The sequence below is a fragment of the Azospirillaceae bacterium genome (assembly GCA_028283825.1).
GTDB lineage: Bacteria > Pseudomonadota > Alphaproteobacteria > Azospirillales > Azospirillaceae > Nitrospirillum.
This window is the reverse complement of sequence record JAPWJW010000005.1, coordinates 664,935-681,124: the sequence shown is the minus strand read 5'-3', so window position 1 is coordinate 681,124 and position 16,190 is coordinate 664,935. Positions and strand designations below refer to the sequence as shown.

The 16,190-nt window shown below is 67.1% G+C and carries 17 protein-coding genes; 7 read left to right on the top strand and 10 right to left on the bottom strand.

The window, feature by feature from the left end:
• Positions 1-15: 15 nt before the first annotated feature.
• From PW843_29505 to PW843_29495, 3 genes are read left to right on the top strand one after another with little or no spacing between them, the layout of a single operon-like run.
• Complete coding sequence (locus PW843_29505; GenBank protein MDE1150706.1) at positions 16-570, top strand: AraC family transcriptional regulator; 555 nt, start codon at positions 16-18, stop codon at positions 568-570.
• An 8-nt stretch (positions 571-578) separates the two neighbouring features.
• Complete coding sequence (locus PW843_29500) at positions 579-1,526, top strand: alpha/beta hydrolase (GenBank protein ID MDE1150705.1); 948 nt, start codon at positions 579-581, stop codon at positions 1,524-1,526.
• A 17-nt stretch (positions 1,527-1,543) separates the two neighbouring features.
• Positions 1,544-1,726 carry a hypothetical protein gene (locus PW843_29495; GenBank protein MDE1150704.1) on the top strand — a complete coding sequence of 61 codons (183 nt, stop codon included), beginning with the start codon at positions 1,544-1,546 and terminating at the stop codon, positions 1,724-1,726.
• 20 nt (positions 1,727-1,746) lie between these two features.
• On the opposite strand, the gene PW843_29490 is transcribed toward PW843_29495, so the two are convergent.
• The 7 genes from PW843_29490 to PW843_29460 form a co-directional block, all read right to left on the bottom strand.
• Entirely contained in the window at positions 1,747-3,612 is a 1,866-nt protein-coding gene (locus tag PW843_29490; GenBank protein MDE1150703.1) for a phosphoenolpyruvate carboxykinase (GTP), read from the bottom strand.
• Between the two features lie 634 nt (positions 3,613-4,246).
• Entirely contained in the window at positions 4,247-4,504 is a 258-nt protein-coding gene (locus PW843_29485; protein ID MDE1150702.1) for a type II toxin-antitoxin system ParD family antitoxin, read from the bottom strand.
• A gap of 54 nt (positions 4,505-4,558) precedes the next feature.
• Positions 4,559-5,461: a hydroxymethylglutaryl-CoA lyase gene (locus PW843_29480; GenBank protein MDE1150701.1), complete on the bottom strand. Its 903-nt coding sequence runs from the start codon at positions 5,459-5,461 to the stop codon at positions 4,559-4,561.
• Positions 5,458-7,518, bottom strand: coding sequence for an acetyl/propionyl/methylcrotonyl-CoA carboxylase subunit alpha (locus tag PW843_29475; protein ID MDE1150700.1), 2,061 nt, complete (start codon positions 7,516-7,518; stop codon positions 5,458-5,460). Before PW843_29475 ends, PW843_29480 begins: the two co-directional genes overlap by 4 nt.
• Positions 7,519-7,526: 8 nt before the next feature.
• Positions 7,527-8,327, bottom strand: a complete 801-nt coding sequence (locus tag PW843_29470; protein MDE1150699.1) for an enoyl-CoA hydratase/isomerase family protein — start codon at positions 8,325-8,327, stop codon at positions 7,527-7,529.
• A 10-nt stretch (positions 8,328-8,337) separates the two neighbouring features.
• Positions 8,338-9,945, bottom strand: coding sequence for a carboxyl transferase domain-containing protein (locus PW843_29465; protein ID MDE1150698.1), 1,608 nt, complete (start codon positions 9,943-9,945; stop codon positions 8,338-8,340).
• Between the two features lie 53 nt (positions 9,946-9,998).
• A complete protein-coding gene (locus PW843_29460; protein MDE1150697.1) occupies positions 9,999-11,177 on the bottom strand; it encodes an isovaleryl-CoA dehydrogenase in 1,179 nt (392 codons plus the stop codon).
• Between the two features lie 174 nt (positions 11,178-11,351).
• Here PW843_29460 and PW843_29455 point away from each other — a divergent pair, with 174 nt between their 5' ends.
• Positions 11,352-11,942, top strand: coding sequence for a TetR/AcrR family transcriptional regulator (locus PW843_29455; GenBank protein ID MDE1150696.1), 591 nt, complete (start codon positions 11,352-11,354; stop codon positions 11,940-11,942).
• 9 nt (positions 11,943-11,951) lie between these two features.
• On the opposite strand, the gene PW843_29450 is transcribed toward PW843_29455, so the two are convergent.
• Both PW843_29450 and PW843_29445 read right to left on the bottom strand, forming a co-directional pair.
• Complete coding sequence (locus PW843_29450; protein ID MDE1150695.1) at positions 11,952-12,251, bottom strand: type II toxin-antitoxin system RelE/ParE family toxin; 300 nt, start codon at positions 12,249-12,251, stop codon at positions 11,952-11,954.
• A complete protein-coding gene (locus tag PW843_29445; protein MDE1150694.1) occupies positions 12,251-12,511 on the bottom strand; it encodes a type II toxin-antitoxin system ParD family antitoxin in 261 nt (86 codons plus the stop codon). The genes PW843_29450 and PW843_29445 overlap by 1 nt, the downstream gene beginning before the upstream one ends.
• Before the next feature lie 159 nt (positions 12,512-12,670).
• Here PW843_29445 and PW843_29440 point away from each other — a divergent pair, with 159 nt between their 5' ends.
• From PW843_29440 to PW843_29430, 3 genes are all read left to right on the top strand, one after another.
• The gene (locus PW843_29440; protein MDE1150693.1) at positions 12,671-13,675 is read left to right on the top strand and encodes an MBL fold metallo-hydrolase; all 1,005 of its coding nucleotides are present in this window, start codon (positions 12,671-12,673) and stop codon (positions 13,673-13,675) included.
• 83 nt (positions 13,676-13,758) lie between these two features.
• Positions 13,759-14,679: a LysR family transcriptional regulator gene (locus PW843_29435; GenBank protein ID MDE1150692.1), complete on the top strand. Its 921-nt coding sequence runs from the start codon at positions 13,759-13,761 to the stop codon at positions 14,677-14,679.
• Between the two features lie 80 nt (positions 14,680-14,759).
• A complete protein-coding gene (locus PW843_29430) occupies positions 14,760-15,398 on the top strand; it encodes a DJ-1/PfpI family protein (GenBank protein ID MDE1150691.1) in 639 nt (212 codons plus the stop codon).
• 35 nt (positions 15,399-15,433) lie between these two features.
• Here PW843_29430 and PW843_29425 read toward each other — a convergent pair whose 3' ends face one another.
• Positions 15,434-16,186, bottom strand: a complete 753-nt coding sequence (locus PW843_29425) for a glycosyltransferase family 2 protein (GenBank protein MDE1150690.1) — start codon at positions 16,184-16,186, stop codon at positions 15,434-15,436.
• Between the last annotated feature and the right edge of the window lie 4 nt (positions 16,187-16,190).

Here is a 16,190-nt window from a genome sequence, read left to right as displayed (position 1 = left end):
GCACCGGAGGCAACCATGACCGCGCCCGCCCTCACCTTCGACACCCCCTTCGCCCAAAACGCCGGCGGCCTGACCGCGCTGGCCCGCCTGCTGGAAGAGGCCGTGCAAGCGGTCGAACACGACATGGGCCAGGCCCGGCAGAAAATCTGCCAGGTGCGCGACCTGCTGTTGCGGCGCGGTTCCGCCGATACCCGGGGACCCGAGGCCGATCAGCGCAGCGGCCTGGCGCCCTGGCAGGCCAAGCGGGTGCTGGCCCTGATCGACAGCCGCCTGGACGGCACCCTGTGCAACGACGATCTGGCCCACGCGGCACGGCTCAGCACCGGGCACTTCTGCGTCGCCTTCCGCCGCAGCTTCGGCCAGTCCCCCCGCGCCTTCGTCACCCTGCGCCGGATCGAGCGGGCCAAGACCCGCATGCTGGACAGCGACGACACCCTGGCCGACATCGCGCTGGATGCCGGCTTCGCCGACCAGGCGCATCTCAGCCGCGTGTTCCGCCAGGTGACGGGGGAAACGCCGGCCGCCTGGCGCCGCGCCAACGTCGTCGATGTCCTGCCGCTCAGCCTGTGATCCGCCCCATGACCCTCGATACCGTTGCCCGGCAGCACGTCACCCTGGACCCGGGTGTCCGCAGCTTCCTTGACCAGGTGGCCGAGGCGGGCCTGTCGCCTTACGCCCCTGGCGGTTTCGACCGGGGCGCCGACATCGCCGCCCGCCTGCAAGGGGATGCGCCCCTGGACACCACCCCCGTGACCCGCATCACGCTGGTGGAGGGGGCGTCCGAGTTTTCGCTCATCCTCGCACATCCGCCCGGGGTGGGGACGGTGCCCGTCCTGTTCTACCTGCCCGGCGGCTTCTGGGCCTTCGGCGGCTGGGCGACGCATGGGGCCGCGGCCCTGCGGCTGGCCGCCGGCTGTGGGGCAGCCCTGCTGTTCGTGGAGGCCGGCTGGGCGCCGCCGGTCCTGGCCCCCCAGGCCCTGCGCCGGATCCATGCGGCGCTGGATTGGCTGATCGCTCATGGCGCGGCGAACGGCCTGGATGTGGAACGCACGGTTCTGGCCGGCGACGGCTGCGGCGGTGCCATGGCGGCGCTGTTGGCCACGGCGGCACGGCCGGCGGGCTGGCCGGGGTTCCGCTACCAGGTGCTGGCCCACCCCATCGTCGCCGATTGCGCCGCCACCGAGGGCGTGGACGACTGGCTGGATCCGGATGCCTTCCGGCGCTGTTCCGCCCGGGCCTTCGCGACCGGCCTGGGCTGGGCCGCCCTGTCGCCCCTGGCCCTGCCCCTGGAACGGCTGCGCCGGTCACCGCCCACCTTGGTGCTGACGGCGGAGGCCGATCTGGCGCGGGACGGGGGGGAGGCCTACGCCCGCCGCCTGATGCTGGCGGAGGTCGACGTCGCCGCCGTCCGCCTGATCGGCACCATCCACGACTTCTTCTGGCTGGACGGGCTGGCCGGCACCGCCCCGACGCTGATGGCCCACACGCTGGCGCGCCAGGCCCTGCGCGCGGCCCTGGCCTTGTGACGATGGAGGTGGCCGTGATGTCGCTGGACATGCTGATGGGCAAGCTTCCCGGCCGCCTGCGCCAGGCGATGGAACTGGCCGCCACCTGCTGCGCCGGGGGCGAGGCCGGCACCCTGCTGCTGGCGCACATCGACTGGCTGGTCCTGCGGCTGGCGCTCATGAAAAAAGCCCCGGAGGGCGGACCCATCCGGGGCTTTTGACGGAACAGGAGGTTGCCGCCTTACGCCGCTTCGCGGCCTTGCGCCAACCGGTCCAGCAGGGTGTCCTGCTGGTCGATCAGTTCCTGGGGCGTGTCGCCGCCGAACCGGCCGAACAGTTCCGACTGGCCGCGCAGTTCGGTCTCGGCCTCGACATCGTCCAGCGCCATGACCGCGGCGAACTTCTCCGGCCCGAAATCCAGGCCGGACCAGGTGAGATCCTCATAGCGCGGCGTCAGGCCGAACAGGTTCTCGCCCGCCTCGGTGGCGCGGCCGTGCACGCGGTCCACTATCCACTTCAGTACACGCATGTTGTCGCCGAAGCCCGGCCAGGCGAACCGGCCGTCCTGGTCCTTGCGGAACCAGTTGACGCGGTAGATGCGCGGCAGCTTCGTCACCTGGGGCGCCATGTCCAGCCAATGGCGCCAGTACTCCGCCATGTTGTAGCCGCAGAAGGGCAGCATGGCGAAGGGGTCGCGGCGGATGGCGGCCTGGCCAACGGCGGCCGCCGTGGCCTCCGACCCCAGCGTCGCCGCCCAATAGACGCCTTCCCGCCAGTCGCGGGTCTCGAACACCAGGGGGAAGGTGCGCGACAGACGGCCGCCGAAGATGAAGGCGTCGATGGGCACGCCGGCCGGATCCTCCCACGCCGGGTCGATGCTGGGGCACTGGCTGGCCGGCGCGGTGAAGCGGGCGTTGGGGTGTGCGGCCTTGCGGCCGCTGGCCGGCGCCCAGTCCTTGCCTTCCCAGTCGATCAGATGATCCGGCGGGGTGTCGGTCAAGCCTTCCCACCACACGTCGCCGTCATCCGTCAGGGCGCAGTTGGTGAAGATGACGTTGGCGTGCAGTGTCAGCAGGGCGTTGGGGTTGGACTTCAGGCTGGTGCCCGGCGCCACGCCGAAGAACCCGGCCTCCGGATTGATGGCGCGGAGGGTTCCGTCCGGCGACGGCTTGATCCAGGCGATGTCGTCGCCGATGGTGCGGACCTTCCAGCCCTCGAACGCCGCCGGCGGCACCATCATGGCGAAGTTGGTCTTCCCACACGCCGAGGGGAAGGCGGCCGCCACATAGGTCTTTTCCCCCTCCGGGCTTTCCACGCCCAGGATCAGCATATGCTCCGCCAGCCAACCTTCCTCCCGCCCCAGGGATGAGGCGATGCGCAGCGCGAAGCACTTCTTACCCAGCAAGGCGTTGCCGCCGTAGCCGGAACCGAAGCTGACGATCTCATGCGTCTCGGGGAAGTGGACGATGTACTTGTGCGTGGCGTTGCAGGGCCAGGCCACGTCCTTCTGCCCAGCCTTCAGCGGCGCGCCCACGCTGTGCAGGCACTTCACGAAGTCGCCATCGCCCAGCTGCTTCAACACGGCGTCGCCCATGCGGGTCATGATGCGCATGCTGACGGCGACATAGGGGCTGTCCGACAGTTGCACCCCGATGTGGGAAATGGGGGAACCCAGCGGCCCCATGCTGAACGGCACGACGTACAGTGTACGGCCGCGCATGCTGCCCTTGAACAAGCCGGCAAGGGTGCCGCGCATCTCCTCCGGGTCGGCCCAATTGTTGGTGGGGCCGGCCCCTTCCGGCGTGGGGGAGCAGATGAAGGTGCGGTCCTCCACCCGCGCCACGTCGCTGGCATCGGACCGGCAGAGGAAGGAATTGGGCCGCTTGGCCGGGTTCAGCCGGATGAAGGTGCCCTGGGCCACCATCTCCGCGCACAGCCGGTCGTATTCCGCCTGGCTGCCGTCGCACCAGTGGACGGATGCGGGTTGGCACTGGGCGACAACCTCATCCACCCAGGCCAGCAGGGCCGCGTTGGTGGTGGGGGGGACTGGGCTGGTGGGCACCGGATTGGCGGCGGGTGTGGTCGTCGTCGTGACGGTGTCGGTCATGGAACTGCTCTACCTTTCAATCCGCGGGGAAAACCGCCGGCGGCGCCAGATATAGGCAGCCGCCCGCTCGCTAAAGCGCTGAAAAGGATGGATTGTTCCGTCGCGCGACACGGGATCCGCCCTTGGCGTCACGGCAGCGGCCCGGACTTCCCTCGGGGTCGCAAAACCATGTGCCAAGCCTGGATCCGCATCACGCGCCGGCCCTTCAGGCACTGGCGGCGGAGACGGTCATGGGTATGGTTGGGGCGGCGGCAAGGATCCTGGCCGGATCAACCGTCCAGGCACGTCCTTCGTTGCCGGCCCGAACCGGCGGCCTCAGGGCATGGGATCATCGCCCCGGGATGGAATCGTCGGCGGATGTCATCGGTAAAAAGCATGTGCGCTACTCCCCGAAGTTGGAACCGGGTGGGCCGGTCTCGCGCCAACTCCACCCCGAAAACAGCCAGCCCTTTTCGCCGGGCCGTGCCGTCCCCATTGTCCAACGCCCGCCCGCCCGCTGTCCAGTGGCTTGGCTGTGGCAATAAAGGGCACTGACCGTAAGATGGCCGAGGACAGTGTTTTTATTGCGAAAAAATTCGTTAATTCGTTTCTATTCTGTCACGCTCAAGAAGTGCTGCACCGGCTTAACCGATTGTCAGCCGTCTCGATCCAATTCGGCATCGATCTCCAGAACAGATCTGCCAGAGCGCAAGCCGGCTTTGGCCTCTTCCCATCCAATGGCGATCTCCTTGCGGAGAATGGCCAGCTTTTCTTGGCGTACCGCGCGTTCGCGACGAAGAAGCCGCAGCGCGTCGGTCACGACTTCCGACGCGGTGGCGTAATCACCAGAGGCAATTTCACCCTCAACGAATTCGATCAATTCGTTGGGGAGCCTGACTGTCATGGCCGGCATGGGACGACCTCCGTGAGGGATACCCCATGCTAGAGGATTGGCAACGTCCGTCAATCATCCCGCCTTGGCCAGCAGGGCGCGGCCGGCGCGGCTGGCGTTCGGGCGGCCGATGGTGTCGGAGATCCAGCCGCCGATAACGGCCAGGACGTCCAGGTCCACGCCGGTGGCCAGGCCCTGCCCTTCCAGCATGTAGACCACATCCTCCGTCGCCACGTTACCGGTGGCGCCCTTGGCATAGGGGCAGCCGCCCAGGCCGGCCACGGAACTGTCGATGACCCGGACACCTTCGTCCAGGCAGGCCAGCAGGTTGGCCAGCGCCTGGCCGTAGGTGTCGTGGAAGTGGGCCGCCAGCTTTTCCACCGGCACGTCCCGGGCCACGCGGCGCACCAGGGCCTGGGCCTGAGCCGGCGTGCCGACGCCGATGGTGTCGCCCAGCGAGATTTCGGCGCACCCCAGATCGACCAGCCGCGCCGACACCTCCGCCACCCGGCCCGGATCAATGGCGCCTTCATATGGGCAGCCCAGCACGCAGGATACATACCCTCGCACCGACACGCTGGCGTCGCGCGCCTGGCGGGCCACCGGGGCGAAGCGGTCCAGGCTTTCGGCGATGGAACAATTGATGTTGCGCTGGGAGAACGCCTCCGACGCGGCGGCGAAGACGGCGATCTCCTTGACACCGGCGGCCAGCGCCTGGGTCAGGCCGCGCTCATTGGGCACCAGCACGGGAAAGCGCACGCCCGCCGGACGCTGGATCTGCGCCAGCACGGCGGCGCTGTCCGCCATCTGCGGCACCCATTTGGGCGACACGAAGGCCCCGGCCTCCACCACCGTCAGGCCGGTGGCGGCCAGGCGGTCCACCAGCGCCACCTTGATGTCGGTGGGCACCAGCACCGCCTCATTCTGCAGGCCGTCGCGGGGGCCGACCTCGACGATGCGGATGGTGGCGCCGGTCATGCCTCGTCCCCCGTCACGATGATCAGTTCAGCGCCGTCCGGCACCTGGTCACCCACGGCGTAACGCACGGTGTCCACCGTGCCCGGTCCTTGCGCCTTGATGGTGTGCTCCATCTTCATCGCCTCCAGCACCACCAGGCCCTGGCCCTTCTCCACCCGGTCGCCGGCGGCCACCAGCACGGCGATGACCTTGCCCGGCATGGGCGCCACCAGGCGCCCGCCGCCGCCGGCCTCGACCTCCCCCACATCCAGCGGGTCGATCACGCTCAGGCGGTGGTGACGGCCCTGGCGGAACAGATCCACCGCCCGCCCCTGGTGTGACCAGCCGGCGGTGAAACGGCGGCCGTTGATCTCCGCCACCAGCGTGCCGTCCGCCTGGAACCGTGCCCGCGCCGGCACCGCGCCGTCCGGCGCCATGCCTTCCAGCGTCACCGCCGCCGGCAGGGTCAGCAGGAAGGTACCGCCACGATGACAGGCCACCCGCACCTCATGGTGGGCGGCGTCCTCCCGCCCGTCGCTGAAGGTCAGCGTCTCCGCCACCTCGTCATTCAGGCGCCAGCCGTCGCCCTGGCCCCAGGGGCTCCACGGGTCGTTGGTGGCGGCGGTCGCGGCCACCGTCGCCGCCTGGCGTTCCAGCAGCACGCCCAGCGCCGCCAGGGCCAGGGTCTCGCCGGCCGGCGCATCCGCGGGCGCCAGCAGGTCGGCCTGGTAGCGCTCGATGAAGCGGGTGTCCAGGTCGGCCGCCAGGAAGGCCGGATGGGCTGCGATGGCTGCCAGGAAGGGAATGTTGGCCGCCAGTCCCCCCACCTCCGTCCCCGCCAGCGCCTGGCGCAAGCGGCGCACCGCCCGCGGCCGATCCTTGTCCCACACGATCAGCTTGGCGATCATGGGGTCATAGTGGATGGAGATGGCGTCGCCCTGGCGCACGCCGGTGTCCACCCGCACATGCGGGCTGGCCTCCGGGAAGCGCAGGTGCGCCAGGGTGCCGGTCTGCGGCAGGAAACCCTTGTCCGGATCCTCCGCATACAGCCGCACCTCGATGGCGTGGCCGTTGACCGCTAACTGATCCTGCGTCAGCGGCAGGGGGTGGCCGGCCGCCACCCGCAACTGCCACTCCACCAGATCCTGGCCGGTGATGTATTCCGTCACCGGGTGTTCCACCTGCAGGCGGGTGTTCATCTCCATGAAATAGAAACGCCCGTCGCCGCCGGTTTCCACCGGATCCAGCAGGAATTCCACCGTGCCGGCGCCGACATAACCGATGGCCTTGGCCGCGGCCACCGCCGCCTGCCCCATCGCCCGCCGTACATCCTCGGGCAGGTTGGGGGCCGGTGCCTCCTCCACCACCTTCTGGTGGCGGCGTTGGATGGAACAGTCGCGCTCGAACAGATAGACGCAAGTGCCGTGGCTGTCGGCGAACACCTGGATTTCCACATGGCGCGGCCGGGCCAGATACTTCTCGATCAGCACGCGATCATCGCCGAACGCGGCCAAAGCCTCACGCTTGGCGGACGCCAACTGGTCATGGAAGTCCTCGGCCGAGGTCGCGACCTTCATGCCCTTGCCGCCGCCGCCAGCCGACGCCTTGATCAGCACGGGGAAACCGATGCGCACCGCCTCCGCCGCCAGCACGCCGCTGTTCTGCTCCGCCCCATGGTAGCCCGGCACCAGCGGCACGCCGGCGGTTTCCATCAGGGCCTTGGCCTCCGACTTGCCACCCATGGCGCGGATGGCGGCAGCGGGCGGGCCGACGAAAATCAGGCCGGCGGCGGCGCAGGCCTCGGCGAAGCCGGCGTTTTCCGACAGGAAGCCGTAGCCGGGGTGGATAGCCTGCGCGCCCGTGCGGGCGGCGGCGTCCAGGATGGCGTCCATACGTAGGTAGCTGTCGCGGGCGGGGGCGGCGCCGATGCGCACCGCCTCATCCGCCAGCGACACATGCAGGGCATCGGCGTCCGCGTCGGAATAGACCGCCACCGTGCGGATGCCCAGGCGCCGCGCCGTGCGGATGACACGGGCCGCGATTTCCCCGCGGTTGGCGATCAGCAGCGTGTCGATCATCCCAGGCATCACTTGTCCCCCACAGGTGCCGCAACCCAGTTGGGCTTGCGCTTTTCCAGGAAGGCGGCGACGCCCTCCCGTCCTTCCTCACTGGCCCGGATGCGGGCGATACGTTCGGCCGTGTCGCTGACCAGATCGTCGGTTACCGGCCGGTTGGCGCAGGCGAAAATCAGGTCCTTGGCCGCGGCTTGCGCGGCGGGGCCGGCCTCAAGCAGACGCTTCACCAGCGTCGCCACGGCGGCGTCCAACTGGTCCGCCGGCACCACCTGGTGCACCAGGCCCAAGGCATGCGCCTCTTCGGCGCCGAAGCGCTCCGCCGTCAGGAAATAGCGGCGGCAGGCGCGTTCGCCCATGGCTGCCACGACATAAGGGGCGATGGTGGCGGGGATCAGGCCCAGCTTCACCTCCGACAAACAGAAGGTGGCCCCCTCGGCCACGACGGCGATATCGCAGCACGCCACCAGGCCCACGCCACCGCCATAGGCCGCCCCCTGAACCACCCCGATGGTGGGTTTCGGGCAGGTGTTCAGGGTGCGCAGCATGGTGGCCAGGGCCAGCGCGTCGGCATGGTTCTGGTCGCGGCTGTAGCCCGCCATGCGCCGCATCCAGTCCAGATCCGCCCCGGCGGAGAAACTGGGGCCGTTGGCGCGCAGCTGGATGGCACGGATAGCCGGGTCGGCGCCCAGCTGTTCGAACAGCCGGGTCAGATCGGCGATCACGCCTTCGTTGAAGGCGTTGTGCAGGGCTGGCCGATCCAGGGTGACGGTGGCGATCCCGGCATCATCCACCATGGCAAGAACGTCGCTCATAGCCTTGTCCTCACATACGGAAGACGCCATAGGTGGTCGGTTCCACCGGGGCGTTGAGGGCGGCGGAAATCGAAAGCGCCAGCACCATGCGCGTCTCGGCGGGGTCGATGATGCCGTCGTCCCACAGGCGGGCGCTGGCGTAATAGGGATGACCCTGGTGTTCGTATTGGGCGCGGATGGGGGCCTTGAACGCCTCCTCCTCCTCCGCACTCCAGCTCTTGCCCTGGGATTCCAGGCCGTCGCGCTTGACGGTGGCCAGCACGCCGGCCGCCTGTTCACCGCCCATGACACCGATGCGGGCGTTGGGCCACATGTAAAGGAAACGCGGGGAATATCCCCGGCCGCACATGCCGTAATTGCCGGCGCCGAAACTGCCGCCGATAATGATTGTGAACTTCGGCACCTTGGCGCAGGCCACCGCCGTCACCAGCTTGGCGCCGTCCTTGGCGATGCCGGCGTTCTCATATTTCTGCCCGACCATGAAGCCGGTGATGTTCTGCAGGAAAATCAACGGGATGCCCCGCTGATTGCATAGTTCGATGAAATGGGCGCCCTTCAGCGCGCTTTCGGAAAACAGGATGCCGTTGTTGGCGATGATGCCGACCGGATAGCCCCAGAGATGGGCGAAGCCGCAGACCAGCGTGGCGCCGTACAACTGCTTGAACTCATCGAATTCCGAGCCGTCGACCAGACGGGCGATGATCTCCCGCACATCGAAGGGCTTGCGGCTGTCGGTCGGGATGATGCCGTAGATTTCCTCGGCATCGTACTTGGGCGCCACCGGCGGACGCAGGTCCAGGGCGGGGGTCTTCACCCGGTTCAGATTGCCGACGATGCGGCGCGCGATGGCCAGGGCGTGGGCGTCGTTCTGGGCGTAATGGTCGGTGACGCCGCTGGTGCGGCTGTGCACGTCCGCACCGCCCAGATCCTCGGCACTCACCACCTCACCCGTCGCGGCCTTCACCAGGGGCGGTCCCCCTAAGAAGATGGTGCCCTGGTTGCGGACGATGATGGACTCGTCGGCCATGGCGGGCACATAGGCGCCGCCGGCCGTGCAACTGCCCATGACCACGGCGATCTGGGGGATGCCGGCGGCCGACATCGTGGCCTGGTTATAGAAGATGCGGCCGAAATGGTCGCGGTCGGGGAAGACCTCATCCTGGTTGGGCAGGTTGGCGCCACCGCTGTCGACCAGGTAGACGCAAGGCAGGTTGTTTTCCCGCGCGATCTCCTGCGCCCGCAGATGCTTCTTCACCGTCAGGGGGTAATAGGTGCCGCCCTTGACCGTGGCGTCGTTGGCCACCACCACGCATTCGCGGCCGGAAACGCGGCCGATGCCGGTCAGGATGCCGGCCGCCGGCACCACATCCTCGTACACGCCATGGGCCGCCAGTTGCGACAGCTCCAGCCACGGGCTGCCCGGGTCCAGCAGGTGGCGCACCCGGTCGCGGGGCAGCAGCTTGCCGCGCGCCAGGTGCCGGACCCTTGCCTTCTCCCCCCCGCCCTGCTTGATGCCGGTGACGGTGGCGTGCAGGTCGCCGACCAGGGTGCGCATGGCCGTGGCGTTATCGGCGAAGGCGGCGGCGCGGGTGTCGATCTGGGAAGTCAGCTGGGGCATGACGCGGGTATTCCCCTTGTTTTCAGGCAGATGTCGTCAAAAGGCGGCGGCGATCAATGGGCGCTTTCGCGGAACAGTTCCCGGCCGATCAGCATGCGCCGGATCTCCGACGTGCCGGCGCCGATCTCATACAGCTTGGCGTCGCGCAGCAGGCGGCCGGTGGCGAATTCGTTGATGTAGCCGTTGCCGCCCAACACCTGGATGGCGTCCAGCGCGCACTTGGTGGCGCTTTCCGCCGCCAGCAGGATGGATCCTGCCGCGTCCTTGCGGGTGATCCGCTTGGTATCCGCCGCCCGGCCCACGGCGTAGACATAGGCGCGGGCGGAATTGAGGGCCACGTACATGTCCGCGACCTTGCCCTGGATGAACTGGAATTCGCCGATGGGCTGGCCGAACTGCTCCCGGTCATGGATGTAGGGCACCACCACATCCAGGCAGGCCTGCATGATGCCCAGGGGGCCGGCGGCCAACACCGCGCGCTCATAATCCAGGCCGCTCATCAGCACGCGGACGCCGCCGCCCAACTGGCCCAGGATGTTCTCCTCCGGCACTTCGCAGTCCTGGAACACCAGTTCGCCGGTGTGGCTGCCGCGCATGCCCAGCTTGTCCAGCTTCTGCGCGCAACTGAAACCGGCAAACCCCTTCTCGATCAGGAAGGCGGTGATGCCCTTCGGCCCCGCCGACGCATCAGTCTTGGCGTAGACCACCAGGGTGTCGGCGTCGGGGCCGTTGGTGATCCACATCTTGGTGCCGTTCAGGACATAGCGGTCGCCCTTGCGTTCCGCCTTCAGCTTCATGGAAACGACGTCGGACCCGGCGCCCGGCTCACTCATCGCCAGGGCGCCGACATGGTCGCCGGAAATCAGCTTGGGCAGGTAGCGGTTCTTCTGTTCGGCTGAACCGTTCAGGCGGATCTGGTTGACGCACAGGTTGGAATGGGCGCCGTAGCTGAGGCCCACGGAGGCCGAAGCCCGGCTGATCTCCTCCATCGCCACCATGTGCTCGACATACCCCATGGCGGCGCCGCCGTACTCCTCCTCCGCCGTCACGCCCAACACGCCCAGGTCACCCAGCTTACGCCACAGGTCCATGGGGAACTGGTCGGTGCGGTCGATCTCCGCCGCGCGGGGGGCGATTTCGGCGTTGGCGAAGGCCGTGACGGCGTCGCGCAGCATATCGGCGGTTTCACCCAAGCCGAAGTCCATGGTGGGGAACGCGGCGGAAATCGACATGGCGGGCTTGTCCTCCCTCAAGGAATATGGGATTGCTTATTTACAAACGGTCATACGTTTTTTTCTGATCGGCTGCAAGCACGTCTTAGAAGCCAAATGGGGCGCGAACTTGACGCGCGCCAGCGGCCGGCCGAAAAGTCGCGGACACTTTTTTGAAAGACTGGATGGAACGGCATGGTGCGCACGGTGGGCTCACGCGGCCCCAAGACGATGGAGGCGATCCGCACGGCGGGCCTGCGCCTGATCCACCAGCATGGCTATGAGGCCATCACCCTGCGCCAGTTGGGCAATGAGGTCGGCATCCAACCGGGGTCGATGTACAACTACATCCAGTCCAAGCAGGAACTGCTGTTCATCCTGATCCGGGACCACATGGTGGCCCTGTCGGCGGAGGTGGCGGCGGCCCTGGAGGGGGCGACCGACCCGCTGGACCGCCTGAAGCGCTTCATGCGTTTCCACGTGTCCTATCACATCCGCCGCACGGCGGAGGTGTTCATCGGCAGTTCCGAACTGCGCAGCCTGGAGGATGGGAACCGTGAGGTGATCCTGGCCATGCGCCGCGATTACGAACGCCTGTTGGTGACCATTCTGGAGGACGGCATGACCCAGGGCACCTTCAAGCGCACCGACCCACCGGTGACCGCCTATGCCATCCTGGCCATGCTGACCGGCGTATGCACCTGGTACAACCCCGCCGGCCGCATGGGCGAGGAAGAACTGATCGGCCTGCACCAGGATTTGATCCTGGGTGGAGTACTGGCGTGAGTGGGGGGCTTACTCGTCCGAGAATAAGACGCTGTCGTAATCCTGGGCGCCGTGAAGGATGTGCAGGATCAGAACGTGATCTTCGCGAACCTGGTAGAAAATCAAATAGTTGCGGAATACTTGGCGGCGAATGTCATCATTGCGCCGGTGGGGTACCAGTGGAAACCCATGCGGGATTTGACCAATTCTCAAGATACTCGCATTAATTTCCCGAATGAAGGTCCTCGCCCGCGCCCTATTATCGCGCGCTATATAAAAACCGATAGCACGTAGCTCGGCCTGAGCTGGGACAGAGTAGACGACCTTCATCAGAAAGATGTGTCAGGCAGTGACGCCAATTCCGCATCCAACTCATCGAAAACAATCTGCGCATCGACAACGTGCCCGGCATCCGCAGCAGCGATAGCGTTGTCCAACACCGCGTCCAAGGCCGCCAAACGGCGCTCCCGCGCCTCCAGCAGTCGCAAAGCGTCACGTACCACTTCGCTGGCGTTGTTGTACCGGCCACCGTGTAACTGGCTCTGGATGAATTCTTCGAAATGCCGGCCGAGGGTATAGCTGCTGGGCATGGGTCACCTATCGATATCATTCAATGATAGTGCCCATGCCGCTATCGGGCAAGGCACCTCATCATCGACGCTATTGATCACTACCATCGATAGGCCAGCCCTCCACGCATACGTCTGCCGGCCATACATAGGCGTCCTCAACCAGAGGACACCCGCCCCATGTCTCGCTTCCCGTTCTTCCGTACCGCCAGCCTGTTGCTGGCCGTCGCCGCCCTGCCCCTGATGTCCGCCGCCGCGTCCCCGGTGGCGACCGAACCAGCCGCCCTGTCGCCCACCACCGTCCAGGCCGTGGACCAGGGCGCCGATATCCATCGCCTGAAGATCGGCAACGTGCCGGTCACCGCCCTGTCGGACGGCAGCGTGCCCATCAACCTGCACACGCTGCTGCAACGGACCACGCCGCAAAAGATCGATGGGCTGCTGGCGCGCGCTTTCCAGGCCACGCCGACCGAGGCGTCGATCAACGCCTTCCTGATCGAACTGCCGGGCCATCTGGTGCTGGTCGATACCGGCGTGGGCGAACTGTTCGGGCCCGGCCTGGGCGGCAAGCTGCCGGACAGCCTGAAGCGCGCCGGCTACACCCCCGACCAGATCACCGACATCCTGATCACGCACGCCCATTCCGACCATGCCGGGGGCCTGGTCCACCAGGGCCAGCGGGTGTTCCCCAACGCCACCGTCTATGTCGGCCAAGCCGACCTGGACTTTTTCTTCGATCGGTCGAACGCCGAACGCACGCACTACGACATCCATTATTTCGACCTGGCCGCCACCATGCTGAAGCCCTACCTGGATGCCGGCAAGGTGAGGCCCATCGCCATGGATGGCCCCGTGCTGCCCGGCATCACCGCCACCCTGCACGCCGGCCACACGCCGGGCAGCGCCTTCTTTACCCTGGACAGCAAGGGGCAGCGCATCGTCTTCACCGGCGATATCGTGCACGCCGCCGCGGTCCAGTTCCCGGAACCGGCGACCACCATCGCCTTCGACCAGGACCAGGACAAGGCGGCCGCCGTGCGGGCCCAGGCCTTTCGGCAATTCGCGGCCGAAAGGACGCTGATCGCCGTGCCGCACATGCCCTTCCCCGGCATCGGCCACGTGCGGGCGGAGGGCAAGGGCTATGCCTGGGTGCCGGTCGACTACATCAACCGCGCCGGCAACTGAGCCGGCCGACGACACGTGTTATATCCATGGGCGGGCAGCCCGGCGACGGCGCCCGCCCATGGGGATTCAAAGGATCAGGCGCGGTGATAGACATCAACAGGCTGGACATCGATCTGCTGCTGGCGTTCGAGGCGCTGTTGATCGACAGCAACGTCACCAAGGCCGCCGCCCGCCTGAACCTGCGCCAGCCGGCCCTGTCGGCCCGGTTGGCCCGCCTGCGGGAGGTGTTCGACGACCGGCTGTTCATCCCGGCGCCCAATGGCCGGGGCGTCCTGCCCACGCCCCGGGCGCTGGCCTTGCAACCGCTGCTGTCGGCGGTGCTGACCAACCTGAACGCCATGGTGCAGTCGTCCGGCGATTTCGACCCGACGACCAGCAGCCGCATCTTCACCCTGGCCTTGCACGAAAACCCCGCCGTCATGCTGGCGCCCGACCTGATCCCCCGGGTGCAGGCCCTGGCGCCGGGCGTGCGGCTTGTCCTGCGAACGCCGGACAAACCCCGGGTGGCTGAGTTGTTGGAAAGCGGCGAGGTCGACCTTTACATCGGCGTCGGTACCCACGCGCATGATGCCTGGCACAGCCGCACGCTGTTCGCGGACGACTTCGCCGTGGGCCAGCGCAAGCAGCACCCGCGCGGCTGCAGCACCTTCAGCCTGGATGCCTATTGCGCCCATGACCATCTGCTGGTGTCGTCGGAGGGGCCGCCCTTTCACGGTTTTGTCGATACGGCGCTGGCCGCCATAGGCCGGTCGCGCCGCGTGGGCTTTTCCGTCCAGAACTACGCGGTGGCCCCCACCATCATCGCCGCCAGTGACCTGCTGTGCACCCTGCCCCGCCGCTTCCTCAGCCGCTACGCCGCCTCGCTGGATCTGTTCGAGCCACCGGTGGCGGTCCCACCGGCGGAGGTCGCCGCCTTCTGGCATCCCCGCCATCATGAGGATGCCGGCCATCGTTGGCTGCGCGAGCAACTGTTCCGCGCCGGCGCATCGGTTTACCAGGACTGAGGGCGCAGGAAAATCAACTTAAGATTGTTATTTTCTGCAATTCATGCCAACCTTCATCATCATCCGATGGAGGCCATGCCATGCTGATCGGTATCCCGGTATTTGAAAACGTGGAAACGCTGGACGTCTCCGGCCCCTACGATATGTTCCGGTGGGCAGGCTTTGACGTGGAATTGACGGCGGCCAAACCCGGCCTCGTCACCTTCTATAAAGGTTACAAATTCCAGGTGGACGTCGCTTTCGCCGACGCGGCGCAGCACTACCACGCGCTGTGGGTGCCGGGTGGTGAAACCAAATCCGTCAGCCGGGAAATCAACGATCCCAAGCAGACCTATCTGAACTTCGTGAAGGCCAAGGCCAAGAACGCCGGCGTCATCGCTTCCGTGTGCGAAGGATCGCTGCTGCTGGCGGCGGCAGGTCTGCTGGATGGGTACACGGCAACCACCCATTGGTCCTGCATCAACTGCTTCAAGGAACGGTTTCCCAAGGTGACGGCGGCGCAGGGTTTCCCCCGCTACGTCCTGGATGAACGCCCGGGCTCCAGCCCTCGCCTGACGGGGGGCGGCATCTCCTCGGGCCTGGATGCGGCCCTCAAGCTGATTGAAATACTGTCAGACAAACAAACCGCCCAGAAAGTGCAAATCAACACCCAGTACTATCCCGACCCACCGGTCACGAGCAAAATTCCGGAACCTCTTCCACAGTGCGGCCTCTCGTAAAAGGGCATCCGCCCCAGCACCGAACCTGAACGCCTCTACAGCGCCGGCGGCACGCCTTCCAGGAAACGCGCCACCTCCGCCGGCGTGCCCAGCGGCACCACGGCCGCCAGCGGCACGCGGTGCAGATAAACCGGGTGGCCGGCCTGGATCAGGTGGTTGTACAGCGGGGCGATATACTTCTCCCCCTTCGCCATGTTGGCGGGATCGGCGAAGAACGCCGCGTACGACCGGGCGTAAAGGTTGAAGGAAGAGAACCAGTAGAGCCCCACCGAGGCGTCGTCGGAAATGCGCTCCTTCTCCCGCAGCAGGTCGATGCGGCCGGTATCATCGGCACGGGCGAAGCTCCAGCCCGCCCCGGCACCCGGAAAGCACGGAACCCAGCCGTCGCCGCGCACCGCATCCGCCGGCAGGTGGACCGGGTCGACGTGGGTATCGATGTTGTAGACCAGCATGGGCCGGTCCGGATCCGCCACGGCCGGCCGCGCCGCCAAGGCGCTGGTCGCCTGGCCATCGGTCAGCGCGTCCAGTTCGACCAGCGCCACGTCGCGGATGCCCAGGGCCGCCGCCTGTTCCCGGATGAAGGGCTCCGCCCCATCCCGGCGCAGGGCCACGAAGATGAAGGGCGATCCCGCCTGGATGAAGGACCGCAGGCTCAGCATCGCCCAGGCGAACAGGGTGCGGCCGTGCGCCTCGATCCGGTATTTGGGCACGGTGTAGCCCACGTCACGAAAACGTTGCCCCATGCCCGCCATGGTAATGATGACCGTAGGGGGCTGAATGGCAGGCATGGGG